This is a genomic window from Aeromonas sobria (assembly GCF_006243315.1).
GTDB lineage: Bacteria > Pseudomonadota > Gammaproteobacteria > Enterobacterales > Aeromonadaceae > Aeromonas > Aeromonas sobria_A.
Map to the genome: position 1 here is coordinate 1 of NZ_NKWE01000031.1, position 17,437 is coordinate 17,437.

Consider the following 17,437-nt stretch of genomic DNA (forward strand, 5'->3'; position numbering starts at 1 on the left):
GTCGTTGATAAACAGGTAGATCTGCTGACCCGTCTCCGTGTCGTACACACCCGACGCCGTGCCATCTTCCAGCGATTCGCCATCGGCGGCCGTCAGGCTGAAGGCCATCGAACCTCCGTCGCTGCCGGTATCAGCGCTGTCGAAGAGTGCACTGGCATCGGCACTGGCATAACCCAGTACGGCGCCCAGCAGGCCCGCCCAGACCGGCGCGGAGTCCTCGTCACCCTCGCCGCGGACGGTCTCATCGACCCGCAGACTTTCCTCATGACTATCTGCCAGCTCAACCACCGGGACATCATCCAAAATGGTGACATCAAGGGTATCGCTAGCCGTATCACCATCACTATCGATCAGTACAACGCTGAAGCTTTCGCTCAGGGAGGTGTCATTGACGGGTCTTGTATGGTCTTCATTATCGCCAAGGGTATAGCTGTAACTGACTTGCCCTTGACCGGTCACCGGGTTGTAGGTCACCGCTGTGATGGTCAGTGCATTTCCTAATGGGCTGATAATGGACTGTGGAAACGATGCGCCTAACTGGCCATTGGTGATTAATGTAACGCCACCCAAAGTCAAACTCTGGACGCCGTCAGGAGCATTGAAGGTAAACACTCTACTTTGAGTCAAAGCTGCGGCGTTGGGAGCCGAACCATCCGCTAAATTGGTATCGCTGACTTGTACCTCACCCCCAACCAGATCAAGTCCTGCAAGCTCTACCTCTTCATCTACCGGAGTAATAGAGATAACGAGTGTTGATGTCACTGTGTCCTGGCCATCAGTCACCTGATAGTTCACTGGGGGAACGGCGCCATCATAGTTAGGAGCCGGAGTGAAGGTATAGCTCCCATCCGGATTGATGATCAACGTGCCCACACCGGTAATAGTGGCGGGGACTCCCGCAGGCACACCAATATTGATCCCCCAGTCAAATGAAACGATGGTGGCAGCAGCTGGCCCATCAGGGTTGGTACTGTTGTCCAACAAATTACCGCTGACGATAGTGTCTTCCTGGGTAATCACAGTTTCACCAAGGTCCTCAAGCTGATTATCCAGAATTAAATCTTCCGCCTGATTTGCATTAATTTCAGCCGTTGTATCGTAAGTGGTATCAAACCCGGCTTCGGCAATGGTCGCATCTCCCACGCGGTCAATGGTGACGAAGCCACCATTACCACTGGCTCCGGCAACCCCACCAATACCGCCACCACCACCGGCCGCAGGGGCACCACCGGCAGCAGAAGCTTCAAAGTTTTGAGTCGGGTCAACGCCCTGCAGAATCGATTCTTGCAATGCGGCAATATCTGAAGGAGCCCCTTCCGGGCTGGCGCCCACTTGCGGTTGAGCTGGCTCAACAGACTCGGAACCCGCCGGAGCATCCGATGCGGGAGTGTCGTCATAAGGGGAAAGCGCCAGCTTGGCATCATCCGCTATGGTCAACTTGGCACCGGGCTGGAGGATCTCCCCTGTTTGCAGAGGGCGGCTGCTTCCATCAGCCAGCACAATTTCCACACTCCCTTCGATAGCTGAGACAACCACTGACTTGTCGATGATTTGGGTACGCATATCCATTGCTCCAACGTGACGGATCTTGATTCCTAGACCGTAGGAGGAGATGACATTCTTATCCGTTGCAAAAATGTATCTATTCGGTAGGAATTCAACGGAACGAGGGAAAAAAATAGAAGGGTTGCTTTTTTAATATAAAAATCAACACCATTTGCTGAGCACCATTAGAGACCCGCTATAATTCCATTATATCGAAAGAGGGAAAAGAGAATTTTTAGATATAAAAATGACCCCATTCGGGGCCATTTTTAACACTGTATTGTTCAAGACAAGGGAAAGGCTGGATGAACAAACCCCTGATAACCATCAATATGCAACTTCGAGAGCAGCTCTACTTGGCGCTGATCCTCCACACGGGTCGCAATCGTGGTCACCCCAGCATTATGTGCCGCACGGCACACCGCGGCCAGGAATGAGGTATCTGCCCCCGGCTCCATAACCTGGCTGGTATAACCGTGGTCAACTTTGACATACGCCGGTGCCAGCTCCTCCAGATAACCCAAAGAGTGGAAGTGACGACCGAAGTGATCAACACCCCACTGGAAGCCATGCGCCTGCAAGGCGTGCACCAACGCGGTCACATTCTCTTTATGCTTCATGATGGCGGCTTCAGGTATTTCAAATAACAGCCGCTCTTTCAACTCGGCATGCTCGGCCAAATAGCGCGTCAGCCAGGTTAAAAACTCATCCGAACAGAGCGAGCCAGCAGTGATGTTGATCGCCAGCACCAGATCAGACTGCTTTTGTAGTAATGGAACGCACGCATCGAGGACCGCCTGGTCAAACTCGCCACCCAGCTTGAACTGTTCAATCGCAGGCAAGAACTGTCCGGCAAAATAATCTGTGCCATCACGAGAAATCGAGGCAAACAGCTCGGCATGCAACCTGGCACCATTATCAAACCGACAAGCTGGTTGGGCTTTGAAGCGCCAGAGTTGCCGTGAAATGGCATCTTGCACCAGATCTCGCCAGGCCAAACGTCCCATCAAACCTTGTTCGGCGCCCCCTTCCATCACAACAGCACCACGGCGTTCATTGCGCGCTTTGCCAAGCGCATTATCGGCCTTGGTCAACAAGGCTGATAGATCATCGTTGCCGTCACGTCCGGCAATACCGATGACGGAAAGCGCATCCCCCTCACCCATCGGGTTCACCACCAGATCGGCGATGCGGCTATTAATCACCTCTGCCAGTTCTTTGAGTTGAGAGAGGTCATCCGTTGGGCAGAGCAGCGCATATTCCGTTGCCGAAATCCGTGCCAACGCAGCGCCATCCCACCCTTGCAGTTGTTCTTTCAAGGCTTGTGCGATGGATTTAACCATATTGTCACGGGCTGCAAAGCCCTCATCACGGTAGATGTCATCAAGCATGTCTACCGCAATCAACATGACGCCCCCCTGTCCTGCTTCTGCAATCCAGGCATTGACCTGACCGACAAAATAGGCGCGATTGCCAAGACCAGATACCGCATCTACATACACCCGCTCACGCAATTTTTCAGCCTCATCGGCTTGCTCTTTGAACTGCAATGCCAACTTGCTTGAGAGGGTATTTATAGCCTGAACCACCTGTTTCAATTCATGGGTTTTCGGCTCAGGTATGGCGTGACCAAAATGATGCAACTCGATCTCGACCGCTTGCTGACAGATGTGTTTAAGCGGTTTAAGCAAATAGTTGAGTGCTCTCATCAATAGAATGGTGGTGATCAAGAAACCGATCAGAAACCAGCTCGCCAGTTCGCTCATTCCGCGCCATAACTCGTAATAAGCCTGACCAGGGTGGCCGACCACCTTTAATTTGCCAAGCTGCAACCAGCCAGATGTCAGAATTGACTCATTGGATACCTCAGGAAACAGCCCCAAATTGATAAACCACTGCGGTACTCCCTGAATATTATTGGTGTTTTCCAACTCAATGACATCTTTGGAGGCGAGTAGGTCAAGGCGAACCTGTCGATAATAGCCACCATCAAAGATGGCCTGGATCACTGATTCGGCAGCAACCTTGTCACCATTTTCCAGGTATGGCGTCAGTGCCAGCCCCAGCGAGGTGGCCGTGTTGATGACCGTTGTTTGCTGTTGCTGCGCCAGATACGTGCGGGTTGAATTGAATTGCACCCAGTATGTGGCCGCAAAGAGCAATCCAAACAACAGCAGCATGGTGGCTAATAACTGTCGATAGAGCGTCATAGGTTAATCATCCAAATTCACCGCTGGCCGAGCCAATCGCCCCGAGGTCATGCGATTGCGTAAATCATTCCATAATCCCAAGCGCGATGATTGACCAGCCAGTTCCCCTTGGCCTTTCGCCTTCATCAACCACAAGTGACTACCGTTAAAGCTATAAATAGGTAACAGATCCCGTCGTTGTGTGGCGGGTCTAATCGAGCCAATCAAATTATCCAAAATAACCGGTACGGAGGATGGTGTCTCGTAATAGGCAACCACCATGTGAAACTGGTTGTAATCAAGCGCTTTGACATACACCATCCGCATTTTTTCATCCGGGATCCCAAGTTCAAGCAGCGTGGAATATTTAGCAATACTAAAATCCTCGCAATCTCCCCCGGCCGCCCCCAGAAACTCAAGTGGCGTGGCCCAATAATCCTTCTTGCGCCACAACTTGATGTCATCAATAAAGCGCATCTGATTAAAAAAGTTATTCACTCGCTCGAGTTTTTTCGCCTCGCTAAGAGCCCTTCCCTTCGTCTCCATAACCAGCATCCGCCAACTGGTTACCCGCTTGCCCGCTCGTGCACCATAGGTCTGCTCAGCCCGTTTGATCAAGTTGAGATCTTCCGGTGGCAAAGGTTGACTGGCACAGAGCAACAGCGAAACGGGTAGCAGCAAAACCCATAACGAGTGGCGCAAAACGCGCAGGCATAACAGTTTCCATCTGCTGAAGATCAAAGGAAACCGGTAACCCTCTCCAGGCTGAAGTGTCACATCCGTTGCCTGCTGCATTGTTGCTGCGCACTCCTGAAACCGGACAACCACTTGTATTTGCCAAACAAGGTGACTGCAATACACAGTCACCTTGGTGCGGTCATCATCCCTGCGGGATCAATAGCGAACCGTTACTTCTTGGCTTGCCATTCAGCGGGCTGCTTGACGCTAAAGGCATTGAGCAGGCTACCTGTCGCATTGAGAATGCGATAGTCCGCCAGCAGCGCGTCATATTCGGCAGTAATATAGCTACGACGCGCTTCAAACAGTTCGTTCTCGGTGTTCAACACATCCAGCAAAGTCCGTTGGCCCAAACCAAATTGCTTTTTATAGGCCTGCACTGTGTCATAGCTGGCGTCGACGTGCTCTTTCAAGAAGGTCTTCTGCTTGGTCAGCGACTCTTTGGCGTTCCATGCCAAACGCGTGCCCTCTTCCACTTGGCGGAATGCATTCAGATGAATGTCTTTCGCCTGGGAATAGAGCGCCGATGTAGCGTTGCTCTCTGCCACGTCAGAACCACCGCGGAACAGGTTGTAACGCATCCGCACCATGGCGGTCAGGTCATCGTTACGACCTTTAACCGCATCGATATCCTCATTCCAGTTCTGATCCACTTCAAATGTCACATTGGGGTAGAAACCGGACTTGGCACCTTCATGCTGATACTTGGCCGCTTCGATATCCTGCAGTGAAGAGAGCAGGGTCGGATGAACTTCGGTCGCGGTTTTCAGCGCTGTCTCCAGACTGGCCGGAATCACCTCGGCGTTGGGAACCGGCTGTACCAAATCTTTTGGCACCTCATTCACGACACGGATAAATTCACTTTCTGCATCGCGATAATTGTTCTCCGCAGCAGCCTGGTTTGAATAGGCGCGGGCAACACGGCCATCAATCTGGGTCTGGTCAGCCGTCGATCCCAAGCCAGAGTCGGTCCGCTTGCGAATGTCACTGCGGATCTGCTCGTGGGTTTCCAGATTCTGCTTGGATAGCTCCAGGATCTCCTGCTGACGCAGCATGTTGAGATACACCTCTGAGACACGCAGCGCGGTGTTTTCCGCTTCAGAGATCATCGCCAGACGCTGGGCATTGGCTTCTGCTTCTGTTCTGGATACGTTGTTGCTGACATCAAAGCCATCAAACAACATTTGGCGCAGACTCAGTCCAGCTTCTTTACGCGTAAGTGAATCATCCCCCTTGAAACCAGGAGCTCGGGTAGAAGGGCTGTCAGTCTTTTCATAACCTACGCCACCGCGCAGATCGATGGTGGGGTAGTAGCCACCCTTGGCACCATCATGCTGATAGAGGCGTGCCTGATACAAATCGAACGCTTCCTTGATCTTGGGATGTGTCGCAAGCGTATGTCCTACCGACTCCTCCAGCGTCTGGGCCTGACCCAAACCGGGGAGTAAGGTGATGCCACTGATCAGCATGGCAACAATCGTTTTTTTCATGTTATCTCCAGTCATGTATTGTTTTAGATTGTTGGCTTATCGTTCTCTCAGTGCCGACTGTTTTGCCCTTAATATGGGTTTCAGCAAATAGTCTAGGACACTTTTTTTACCAGTAATAATATCCGCACTGGCTAACATACCGGGGATGATGGGAAGTGCGTTAAGCTCATCGCCCAAGTAACTCTTGTCGGTACGTACTCGAACCAGATAAAAGGAGTTCCCCTCCTCATCCTGGATCGAGTCCGCACTTATCTGTTCAACCTTGCCATGCAATCCTCCATAGATTGTAAAGTCATAGGCAGTAATCTTGACGATAGCGTCCAGCCCGGGCCGCAGGAAGGCGATATCTTTTGGCGACACTTTTGCTTCCACTAGCAAGGTATCTTCCAGCGGCACTATCTCCATCAAATCCATACCCGGTTGCACTACACCGCCCAGGGTATTGATCTTGAGCTTTTTGATGGTGCCTTTGAGCGGCGCAATCACACTGGTACGATCAACCCGGTCTTGCAAACCGACCTGCCCTTCGGACAGCTGGCCAAGTCGGCCCTGCTTCTCATTAAGCTCAGTTTGTGAATCAGCCCGGAAGGTTAGCGCGATGTCATTACGCTTTGATATAGACTCCCGCAATACCGAGTTGAGTTTTGGAATAATCAGCCGGTTACTCTCCAGCTCCCCTTGCATCTCGTTGACCTGACGCTCCAGTTTGATCAATTCAACCTGTGGCACAATCCCTTCTTTAGCCAGCGGGCGACTGATATTGAGCTCTTGTCTGGCCAAATCCACGCTGCGGTTCACGGTGCGTATTTTGGCATTCAACTCTATCAGTTCCTGCTCTTTCTGCTCGATTTGCTGCCCCAATATATAGAGCTGGTTCTTCAAGTTATTGAGGCGATCTTTTTGGACAGAGCGCTCACGGTTGGCATATTCAGCGAAAATCGTTTCATAGCCATCAGGGAACTGGATGGGCGCCTCAGAGATGACCACTTGCTCACGCCAACCCAGTGCCGGCTCATTTTTTACCTCGACACTGGCCATCTCGGCCCGCAGCCGGGCGATATCGCCTTTCAGGGTCACCAGCTCCTGCTCACGTTCCCGAAAATCTGAGCGAAAACGGGTATCATCGATACGCAGCAATGCCTGCCCTTTTTCTACGATGTCACCCTCTTTGACAAAGATCTCTTTGACTATCCCCCCCTCCAGGTTCTGGATTACCTGTAATTGCCGGGAAGGCATTACCTTGCCTTGCCCCACGGTGACTTCATCCAGCTCTGCCCATGCAGCCCAGACAATGGCACTCACAAAAAACAAGAAGCAACACCACAACAAGATACGGGCACTGGTCGGTGTGCTGAGCAACACAGCGGCGGCTCCGTCATCGACAAACTCCAGGTGCTCAGGTGCGGGTAAAACTTCGTCAGACTGCGTCTTTTTAGACCGGTTGAACCAGCCGGAGAATCCCTTAACCATGGGATACCTCCTGCACGCGTACTTTGCCTTCTTTCAACTGTTGCAACACCACATCTTTGGGGCCATCTGCCACTATCTGCCCTTGCTCGATAACAATCACCCGGGATGCCACATCCAGCATGGAGGTCTTGTGAGTGATCAGGATCAGGGTGGTTTCCGGCCCCAGTCTGGCCATCTCCTGTTTGACCTGCAACTCGGACTGGTTGTCCATATTGGAGGTGGGTTCGTCCATCACCAGAATGGGGGGATCATTGAGCAGGGCCCGCGCCAGCAGGATCGCCTGACGCTGACCACCGGAAAGCTGACGCCCGCCTTCGCCAATCTGCCGATCAAGGCCATTGGGATCCCGGTTGGTAAAGTTGGTCACACCGGCCCGTTTGGCGGCGCGCAAGACCCGAGCATCATCCACCAGCGGGTTACCCAACATAATGTTGTCGCGCACCGAGCCGAAGAACAGGATGACATCCTGAGGGACACAGCCAATATTGCGACGGATCACCGACGAGGGCAGCTGATCCAGCTCAAATCCATCAATTCGTACCGAACCATCGGTGGGTCGATACAAACCCATCAGCAGTTTCTCCAGGGTGGTTTTACCTGCCCCGATCCGGCCGATAATGGCCACCTTCTCACCTGGCTGAATGCGTAAATTGATATTGTGCAGCGTGCTGGTTTCCATGCCCGGATATTTGAACGAGACATTCTCGAATTCGATCCGACCGGCAATCACCGGATGATGGATATATTGCTTGCCCTCTTCCTGCTCACCCGGGGTTTGCATGATCTTTTCCAGAATATCCAGCGCAGACTTGGCCTGGTTATAGCGTGTCGACAGCACCGAGAGTTGCACCATAGGCGCAATTGCCCGGCTCGCCAGCATCACGGCGGCGATCATGCCGCCCATGGTGACCAAACCTTCAGATATCTGGTAGACACCCACAATGACCAGTCCGACCGTTACCACCTGCTGGATATAGCTGGCCAGTGAAGACATGGAGTTGGTAATGCGACGAGTCTGTACACCCCAAGTGGAAATATGGGATACCGCCTGCTCCCAACGATGCTGGAACATGCTCTCGGCACCGAAGATTTTGACGGTTTCCAACCCGGAAATACTTTCAATCAGGTTGGCATTTTTCTGGGATGCAAGGCGCGAGCCCTCTTCGATGGATTGCTTGAGCGCCCCTTGAATATAGAAGCTGTAGGCAACCAGGATCAGCATGGCCACAATAGGCACCACCACCATCACGCCGGCAAATAACCAGATAATAAAGAGGAAGAACACCGCGAAGGGCAGATCGATAAGGGTCGATACGGTGGCGGAAGTGAAAAACTCCCGCACCGACTCAAACTCTTGTAAATGCTTGGCGAAAGCACCGGTGGAGGCTGGGCGCGACTCCATCCGCATGCCCATCACCTTGGCAAAGATCTTGGCCGACAACAGCACATCGGATTTTTTACCAGCAATGTCGATGAAGTAACTGCGTAACTGACGCATCACAAAATCGAAGGTAAAAACAACCATGGCCCCCGCAGCCAGCACCCACAGCGACTCAAACGCCAGATTGGGCACGATCTTGTCATAGACATTCATGGTGAACAGCGGGCTGGCGACCGCAAACAGATTAATGAGGATCGAGGCAATCAGCACATCGCGATAAATACCCCGTGATTCGAACAGGGTGCTCCAGAACCAGTGACCATCGCGAGTTTCCAGCACCTTGGGTGAGCGTTCGTCAAATTTGAACTGCTTCTTCACATAGAAGAGACGACCCAGATACTCATCACCAAGCTGAGCCGTCGATAGCCATTGGGCGGCATCCCCAGCCTGAGGAAAAATCACTTTCCCCTGGCTACGATCCTCGTTCCACTCCAGCAGAATACAGGCACCACCGCTGCGCATCTGCAATACGCAGGGCAGCAACAAGGGTGATATATCAGCCAACGGCTGGATCACTTCACGGGCAGATAAGCCACCCCGTTCAGCCGCGCGGCAAAACAGCGCCGTCGTCAGACGGCCAGAGACCAGAGGCAACCCGGTCGTCAGGGCATCCTGACTGTTGGGCACACCATAAAAGCGGGTCAAGAAGACCAGGCACTCTAATAGTTCATCGATACGACTTGTTTCTGCTTGCATAGCATCCTGTCACTGCATAAATGGGATCAAGACGAAAATGAACCGCACGTATTTTCCTGCTCGCGCGACTAACACACCAAATCACACATCTCCTGATGTGCTGGCACGGCATCAACCTGTCAGCAAACATGCCTCCATAAATTACTGCAGGGCGCTGGTAACGAAATGGCCGAATTCTGATAAAAATGGCCTGATTGGCTCCATGCTATCACTGCCTTGCGGGAGTGTGTCGAACTTAATGGATAACGATGTCAATTAGATGTCCATTAAGTGTGCATTACTATATCAACCGGAACCCCCCAAAACTATAGTTTATGGTATGTACTTTTTTATATAACCCTATGTTTTAGGTGAAAATAATAACGTCGCACTCAATTATAGGTCAGGAAGTATGAAGGGTCTGCCCAGCGCATGCCCTTGTGGGCCACTCAAGACCAACGCTTTGGCAATATCCGCCATCGCAGTCCAGCGATTTTCACACCAAACGGGCTCCAGCAGCGTTGGCCGACGCGCCGATGCCGATATGCGGTGATAAACCACCTCGGGCGGCGTGTGCTGGATCATGGCGACTGCCGCTTCCACATACTGCTCCAGCGTCAATACCTCAAGTCGCCCAGCCTGCCACGCCTTGCCTAGAGTGCTGCCCTCAACCACATGAAGCGGATGGAGCTTGATCCCCTCGACACCGGTTTCCACGATGCGATGCAGGGTATCCAGGCTATCCATCGGCACCTCGCCCGGCAGGCCGACGATCAGATGGGCGCATACCTTGATGCCGCGCTGGTGGGCTCTGGCCACCGCATCCACATAAGCGACATAACCGTGACCCCGATTGATCCGTTGCAGGGTCTTGTCATTGGCACTTTGCAGTCCCAGCTCCAGCCACACCTCGTAACCCCGCTCCTGATAGCCCGCCAGCAGATCCAGCACCGCATCCGGCACGCAATCGGGACGGGTGCCCACACAGAGCCCCACCATATCGCTCACCGACAGCGCCTCTTCATACATGCGCTGCAGATATTCGACCTCGGCATAGGTGCTGGTATAGGCCTGAAAGTAGGCGAGATAGCGCTTGGCGCGGGTCACTTCATCGCGGCGAGCCAACAGTTGTTGCACCACGGAGAGCTGCTGGGCCGACTCGTCGGCAAAAGAGGAGACATTACAGAAGGTGCAGCCACCGCGGCCCAGGGTGCCGTCCCGATTCGGGCAGGTGAAGGCACCATGGATGGAGAGTTTGTGGATCTTCTGACCGTGACGCTGCTTGAGATCTTGACCGAATGTATTGACGAGTTCGTGTAACTGCATGGCACCTCCGCTAAAGGAGCGCCATTGTACGAGCTTGCGCAAAACAGGCGCTGAGCTGGATCAAGCTAGCGGAGAGGGTAAACATATAAATATCCGGTCAATTTTGAATAAATATCGAGAAAAAGCGCAAAAGATTGAGTTATGCCGCTTTTGGCCCGCCCCGGCAAGAAACGCCAATATGAAAATGAGACCTGATAACTCACTGTTGAACAATGAAAAATCCAAAGAGACCGGACAACACACAATTGCAAGCCTGCAATATTGAAAATGTGATCACCTCCGCTGTCGACCAAGCCGGGTTGGTAAAATTACTACATTCACCCTCGGTCGATAAGCGCACCATTGAACTCCCCAATGACAACATATTTCACCACAAACATCATATTCAGCAGATTAATCGCACCATTCCAGCCAATTACCCCCTCTACTTCGACATTTTGTTATGAGAATGTAACCATCGAGACAAACCTGACCTGCGATTGACCTCGTCAGAAAATCCCATTAGTTTGGAGATTCGCCACGTCAGGCAGACGGAACCACAAGAGCCAATCGCAATTTATGCAGTCAGTTGATGGCTGTGCGATGGAAGGCCGAGCAAGGGAGAAATGCAATGTCACTATATGATCCAAAGCTGGAGAGGGATAACTGTGGCTTCGGCCTGTTGGCCCACATGGAAGGGGAAGCCAGCCACAAACTTGTCCGTCTCGCGATGTCAGCATTGGCTCGCATGCAACACCGCGGCGGGATCTCCGCCGATGGCAAGACCGGCGATGGCTGCGGTCTGCTGCTGCAAAAACCCGACAGCTTTTATAGAGCGGTCGCCGAGGAGAAAGGATGGCACCTTGGCCGCAAATACGCGGTTGGCATGCTGTTTCTCAACCCCGACCCGGTCCTGGCCCAGCAGACTCGCGACATCATCGACGAAGAGCTGGAAAAGGAGACCCTGAGTCTGGTCGGCTGGCGCAAAGTGCCCGTCGATACCAATGTGCTCGGCCCTATCGCCAAAGCCTCCCTGCCCAGTATTGAACAGGTCTTTGTCAACGCGCCTCCCGGCTGGGTTGAACAGGATCTGGAGCGGCGCCTCTATATCGTGCGTCGCCGTATCGAAAAGCGCATCAACGATGACTACTTCTATGTGGTCAGTCTCTCCAACCTGGTCACCGTCTATAAAGGGCTGTGCATGCCGGTGGATCTGCCACGCTTTTATCTCGATTTGGCCGACATTCGCATGCAGGCAGCGATCTGCGTGTTCCACCAGCGCTTCTCCACCAACACCAGCCCGCGCTGGCCACTGGCCCAGCCGTTCCGCTATCTGGCCCACAACGGCGAGATCAACACCATCGCCGGTAACCGCCAGTGGGCCAAGGCGCGCAGCTACAAGTTTGCCACCCCGCTCATTCCGGATCTGCAAGACGCAGCCCCCTTCGTCAACACCACCGGCTCCGACTCCTCCAGTCTCGACAACATGCTGGACTTGTTCCTCGCCGGTGGCATGGACCTGTTCCGCGCCATGCGCCTGTTGATCCCGCCTGCATGGCAAAAGCACCCGAACATGGATGACGACCTGCGCGCCTTCTATGACTTCAACTCCATGCACATGGAGCCGTGGGACGGCCCTGCCGGTATCGTGATGACCGACGGCCGTTACGCCACCTGCGCACTGGATCGCAACGGCCTGCGTCCGGCCCGCTACGTCATCACCAAGGACAAGTTCATCACCCTGGCCTCCGAGGTCGGCACCTGGGACTACACCCCGGATGAAGTGCTGGAGAAAGGCCGGGTCGGCCCGGGCGAGCTGTTCGTGGTGGATACCCACAACGGCAAGGTGTGGACCAGCTTCGAGATCGACGACGATCTCAAGAGCCGCCACACCTACAAGCAGTGGATGGACAAGCACTGCACCCGACTGGTGCCATTCGAGCAGATGGATGACAACCAGACCGGCAGCCGCGAGTTTGCCGATGACCAGCTGAAAACCTATCAGAAGCTGTTCGGCTACTCCTTCGAAGAGCTGGATCAGATCATTCGGGTCCTGGCTGAGAACGGTCAGGAAGCGGTCGGTTCCATGGGGGATGACACCCCGATGGCGGTGCTCTCGTCCGGTCAACGGACCCTGTATGACTACTTCCGCCAGATGTTCGCCCAGGTGACCAACCCACCTATCGATCCGCTGCGGGAGAACCACGTGATGTCGCTGGCCACCTGTATCGGTCGCGAGCAGAACGTCTTCAACGAGACCTTCGGCCACGCCCACCGGGTGCTGTTCCAGTCGCCAATCCTGCTCTATTCCGACTTCCATCAGCTGCTGGCGCTGGAAGGGGAATACTATCGCCATCAGGTGATCAGTCTCAACTTCAAGCCCGAAGAGGGGCTGGAAGCGGCCATCATTCGCATCTGCGAGCTGGCTAAAACCGCCGCCAAGAGTGGCACAGTGCTGCTGGTGCTGTCAGATCGCGATATCAGCGCCGACACCCTGCCGATCCCGGCCGCCATGGCGGTGGGCGCGGTGCAACGCACTCTGGTTGATAACAACCTGCGCTGTGACGCCAACATTCTGGTAGAGACCGCCAGTTGCCGCGACCCGCACCACTTCTCGGTACTGCTGGGCTTTGGCGCCACTGCCGTCTACCCCTATCTGGCCTATGAAACCCTGGCCAAGCAGGTTGAAGAAGGGGTGCTGAAGATGACCTTGCGTCAGGCGATGGTCAACTACCGTAACGGCATCAATAAAGGCCTCTACAAGGTGATGTCCAAAATGGGCATCAGTACCGTGGCCAGCTATCGCTGCTCACAGCTGTTTGAAGCTGTGGGGCTTGCCCAGTCGGTGGTTGAGATCTGTTTCCGTGGGGTATCGAGCCGCATTCAAGGGGCCGATTTCAGCGACATCCAGCAAGATCAGCACAATCTGGCCCGTCAGGCCTGGTTGCAACGCAAGCCCCTCAGTCACGGCGGCCTGCTCAAATTCGTCCACGGCGGCGAGTACCACACCTACAACCCGGATGTGGTGCAAACCCTGCAAGCCGCAGTGCGCTCTGGCAACTACGCCGATTACCTCGAATACGCCCGGCTGGTCAATGAACGCCCGGTCTCGACCTTGCGTGATCTGCTGGCGTTGAAAAAAGTCGACCATCCGGTGGACGTGAGTGCAGTGGAATCTGCCGAGGACCTCTTCCCCCGCTTCGACTCCGCCGCCATGTCAATCGGCGCCTTGGGGCCAGAGGCCCACGAAGCGCTGGCCATTGCCATGAACCGCCTCGGCGGCAAGAGCAACTCTGGTGAAGGTGGCGAGGATCCCAAGCGCTTTGGCACCGAGAAGAACTCCCGCATCAAGCAGGTGGCATCCGGTCGCTTTGGCGTCACCCCTCACTATCTGATGAACGCCGATGTGGTGCAGATCAAGGTGGCTCAGGGCGCCAAGCCCGGCGAAGGTGGCCAGCTGCCCGGCGACAAGGTGACCGCCCAGATCGCCAAGCTGCGCTACTCCGTGCCCGGCGTGACCCTGATCTCCCCACCGCCGCACCACGATATCTACTCCATCGAGGATCTGGCCCAGCTTATTTTTGACATCAAGCAGATCAACCCGAGCTGTCTGGTGTCGGTGAAACTGGTCTCCGAGCCCGGCGTGGGCACCATCGCCTGCGGCGTCGCCAAAGCCTATGCCGACTTCATCACCATCTCCGGTTATGACGGCGGCACTGGCGCGAGCCCCCTCACCTCGGTCAAATATGCCGGTTCCCCGTGGGAGCTGGGTCTGGCTGAAACCCAACAGGCGCTGGTCGCCAACGGCCTGCGCCACAAGGTACGGCTGCAAGTGGATGGCGGTCTCAAGACCGGCCTCGATATCATCAAGGCGGCCATTCTCGGCGCCGAGAGCTTCGGCTTTGGCACCGGCCCCATGGTGGCACTCGGCTGCAAATACTTGCGGATCTGCCACCTCAACAACTGCGCCACCGGCGTTGCCACTCAGGATGAGAAGCTGCGCCGCGAACACTTCACCGGCCTGCCGGAGATGGTGATGAACTACTTCAAGTTCATCGCACAAGAGACCCGTGAACTGATGGCCCAGCTGGGCGTCACCCAGCTGACCGATCTGATTGGCCGCACCGATCTGCTTGAGGCCCTGCCCGGCCTCACCGCCCGTCAGGCCAAGCTGGATCTCGGGGGCATTCTGGCCAGACCCATCGCACCGGCAGGCTCCAGCCTGTTCAGCCAGCAGCACAACCCCACCTTCGATAAGGGGCCGCTCAACCTGCAGATGGTGGACGATCTGCTGGAAGCAGTGGAAACCTCAAGCGGTGGCGAGTTCCGTTACGACATCCGCAACACCGACCGCTCGGTGGGTGCGCGCCTCTCTGGCGAGATCGTCAAGCGTCACGGTAATCAGGGGATGGCCGCAGATCCGGTCAAGGTGCACTTCAACGGCACCGCAGGCCAGAGCTTTGGCGTCTGGAATGCGGGTGGCCTTGAGATGATCCTTACGGGTGATGCCAACGACTACGTGGGCAAAGGGATGACCGGCGGCAAGCTAGTGGTCAAACCCCATGTCGGCGTGGCCTTCAAATCCCATGAGGCGGCCATCATCGGCAACACCTGCCTCTACGGCGCCACCGGCGGCAAACTCTACGCCGCAGGTACCGCTGGCGAGCGTTTTGCGGTGCGTAACTCCGGCGCGCTGGCGGTGGTCGAGGGGATTGGCGACAACGGTTGTGAATACATGACCGGTGGCATAGTCACCATTCTCGGCACGACCGGCGTCAACTTCGCGGCAGGCATGACCGGCGGCTTTGCCTACGTGCTCGATGAGTGCGGCAACTTCGCTAAACGCACCAACCCCGAGCTGGTCGAGTTGCTGGAGGTGGCGAGTCTCGCTATTCATCAGGAGCACCTGCGCGGCATCATCACCGAACACCTCAATGAAACCGGCAGTTCGCGCGCCGAAGAGATCCTGGCCAACTTCGATGCCTTTGTGCCCATGTTCAAGCTGATCAAGCCCAAATCCAGCGACGTCAAATCGCTGTTGGGCCACACCAGCCGTTCCAGTGCAGAACTCAGAATCCAGGCGCAATAAGGAGGGAACCCTATGAGCCAGAACGTATTTCAGTTTATCGATGTCCAGCGGGTCGACCCGCCCAAGAAGCCGCTCAAGATCCGCAAGATCCAGTTTGTCGAGATCTACGAACCCTTCAACCAGGCCCAGGTGCAGATGCAATCTGACCGTTGCCTGGAGTGCGGCAACCCCTATTGCGAGTGGAAGTGTCCGGTCCACAACTACATTCCCAACTGGCTAAAACTGGCCAAAGAGGGGCGCATTCTGGAAGCCGTGGAGCTCGCCCACCAGACCAACAGCCTGCCGGAAGTGTGTGGCCGGGTCTGTCCGCAAGACAGGTTGTGTGAAGGGGCTTGCACCCTCAATGATCGCTTCGGCGCGGTGACCATCGGCAACATCGAAAAGTACATCACCGACAAGGCGTTCGAGATGGGCTGGCAGCCCGATCTCTCCAAGGTGGTCAAGACCGGCAAGCGGGTCGCGGTGATCGGTGCCGGTCCCGCAGGCCTTGCCTGCGCCGATGTGCTGGCGCGGGGCGGCGTCACCCCGGTGGTGTTTGACAAGTATCCGGAAATTGGCGGCCTGCTCACCTTTGGTATCCCCTCCTTCAAGCTGGAAAAAGAGGTGATGCAACGTCGGCGCGAGATCTTCCAGGGGATGGGCATCGAATTTCGTCTCGAAACCGAAGTGGGCAAAGATGTCACCTTCGCCGACCTGCTCGGCGAGTTCGATGCAGTCTTCCTCGGGGTCGGCACTTACAAGTACATGAAGGGTGGCTTTGCCAACGAAGAGGCACCGGGGGTCTATGACGCCCTGCCCTACCTGATTGCCAACGCCAACCGGCTGCTGGGCTTTGAAAAGGCGCAAGCCGACTACATCGACTTCGCCGGCAAGCAGGTAGTGGTACTGGGCGGTGGCGATACCGCCATGGACTGCGTGCGCACCGCCATCCGACAGGGTGCTGACAAGGTGATCTGCGCCTATCGTCGGGACGAGGAGAACATGCCGGGCTCCAAGCGGGAGGTGAAGAACGCCCGCGAAGAGGGGGTCGAATTCATGTTCAACCTGCAGCCGGTGGCGGTCGAGCTGGATGCCAGCGGCCGCACCGTCGGTATCAAGGTGGTGAGTACCGAGCTGGGCGAACCAGATGTCAATGGCCGCCGCAATGCGGTGTTGATTGAGGGCTCAGAGCAGGTGCTAAACGCCGATGCAGTGGTGATGGCGTTTGGCTTCCAACCCAATCCGCAGCCCTGGATGGCCGAGTTTGACATCGAAATCGACAGCCGGGATCGGATCAAAGCCAGTGAGCAAGCGGACTTCCCGTTCCAGACCAGCAACCCCAAGGTGTTTGCCGGTGGCGATGCGGTGCGCGGCTCCGATCTGGTGGTGACCGCCATCTACGAAGGCCGCAAGGCGGCTGAGGGGATCATGGATTACCTGGCGGTCTGATCTGACCGGCCACGGCCATGATGCTCTCTCACAATCAGCCCCGCCAATGCGGGGCTGATTTTTTGCA

General features: G+C 55.2%; 9 protein-coding genes. 2 read left to right on the plus strand and 7 right to left on the minus strand.

Annotated features, from left to right (window positions below; genetic code table 11):
- From CF137_RS10275 to mnmL, 7 genes are all read right to left on the minus strand, one after another.
- Positions 1-1,563: retention module-containing protein (locus tag CF137_RS10275; protein ID WP_240038541.1), on the minus strand; the 1,563-nt coding region annotated here is incomplete at its 3' end.
- Positions 1,564-1,829: 266 nt separating this feature from the next.
- Positions 1,830-3,755, minus strand: a complete 1,926-nt coding sequence (locus tag CF137_RS10280) for an EAL domain-containing protein (RefSeq protein WP_139718923.1) — start codon at positions 3,753-3,755, stop codon at positions 1,830-1,832.
- A gap of 3 nt (positions 3,756-3,758) precedes the next feature.
- Positions 3,759-4,529 carry a transglutaminase-like cysteine peptidase gene (locus CF137_RS10285; protein WP_240038542.1) on the minus strand — a complete coding sequence of 257 codons (771 nt, stop codon included), beginning with the start codon at positions 4,527-4,529 and terminating at the stop codon, positions 3,759-3,761.
- Positions 4,530-4,642: 113 nt separating this feature from the next.
- Positions 4,643-5,962, minus strand: coding sequence for a TolC family outer membrane protein (locus CF137_RS10290; RefSeq protein WP_139718924.1), 1,320 nt, complete (start codon positions 5,960-5,962; stop codon positions 4,643-4,645).
- A gap of 36 nt (positions 5,963-5,998) precedes the next feature.
- Positions 5,999-7,432 (minus strand): HlyD family type I secretion periplasmic adaptor subunit, encoded by a 1,434-nt coding sequence (locus tag CF137_RS10295; RefSeq protein ID WP_139718925.1) that lies wholly within the window; start codon positions 7,430-7,432, stop codon positions 5,999-6,001.
- Positions 7,425-9,569 carry a type I secretion system permease/ATPase gene (locus CF137_RS10300; RefSeq protein WP_139718926.1) on the minus strand — a complete coding sequence of 715 codons (2,145 nt, stop codon included), beginning with the start codon at positions 9,567-9,569 and terminating at the stop codon, positions 7,425-7,427. Before CF137_RS10300 ends, CF137_RS10295 begins: the two co-directional genes overlap by 8 nt.
- Positions 9,570-9,944: 375 nt before the next feature.
- Complete coding sequence (mnmL, locus tag CF137_RS10305) at positions 9,945-10,874, minus strand: tRNA modification radical SAM protein MnmL/YtqA (RefSeq protein WP_139718927.1); 930 nt, start codon at positions 10,872-10,874, stop codon at positions 9,945-9,947.
- A 610-nt stretch (positions 10,875-11,484) separates the two neighbouring features.
- Here mnmL and gltB point away from each other — a divergent pair.
- Positions 11,485-15,942 (plus strand): glutamate synthase large subunit, encoded by a 4,458-nt coding sequence (gene gltB / locus CF137_RS10310; RefSeq protein WP_139718928.1) that lies wholly within the window; start codon positions 11,485-11,487, stop codon positions 15,940-15,942.
- A gap of 12 nt (positions 15,943-15,954) precedes the next feature.
- Positions 15,955-17,370 carry an FAD-dependent oxidoreductase gene (locus tag CF137_RS10315; protein ID WP_139692545.1) on the plus strand — a complete coding sequence of 472 codons (1,416 nt, stop codon included), beginning with the start codon at positions 15,955-15,957 and terminating at the stop codon, positions 17,368-17,370.
- The last annotated feature ends 67 nt before the right edge of the window (positions 17,371-17,437 follow it).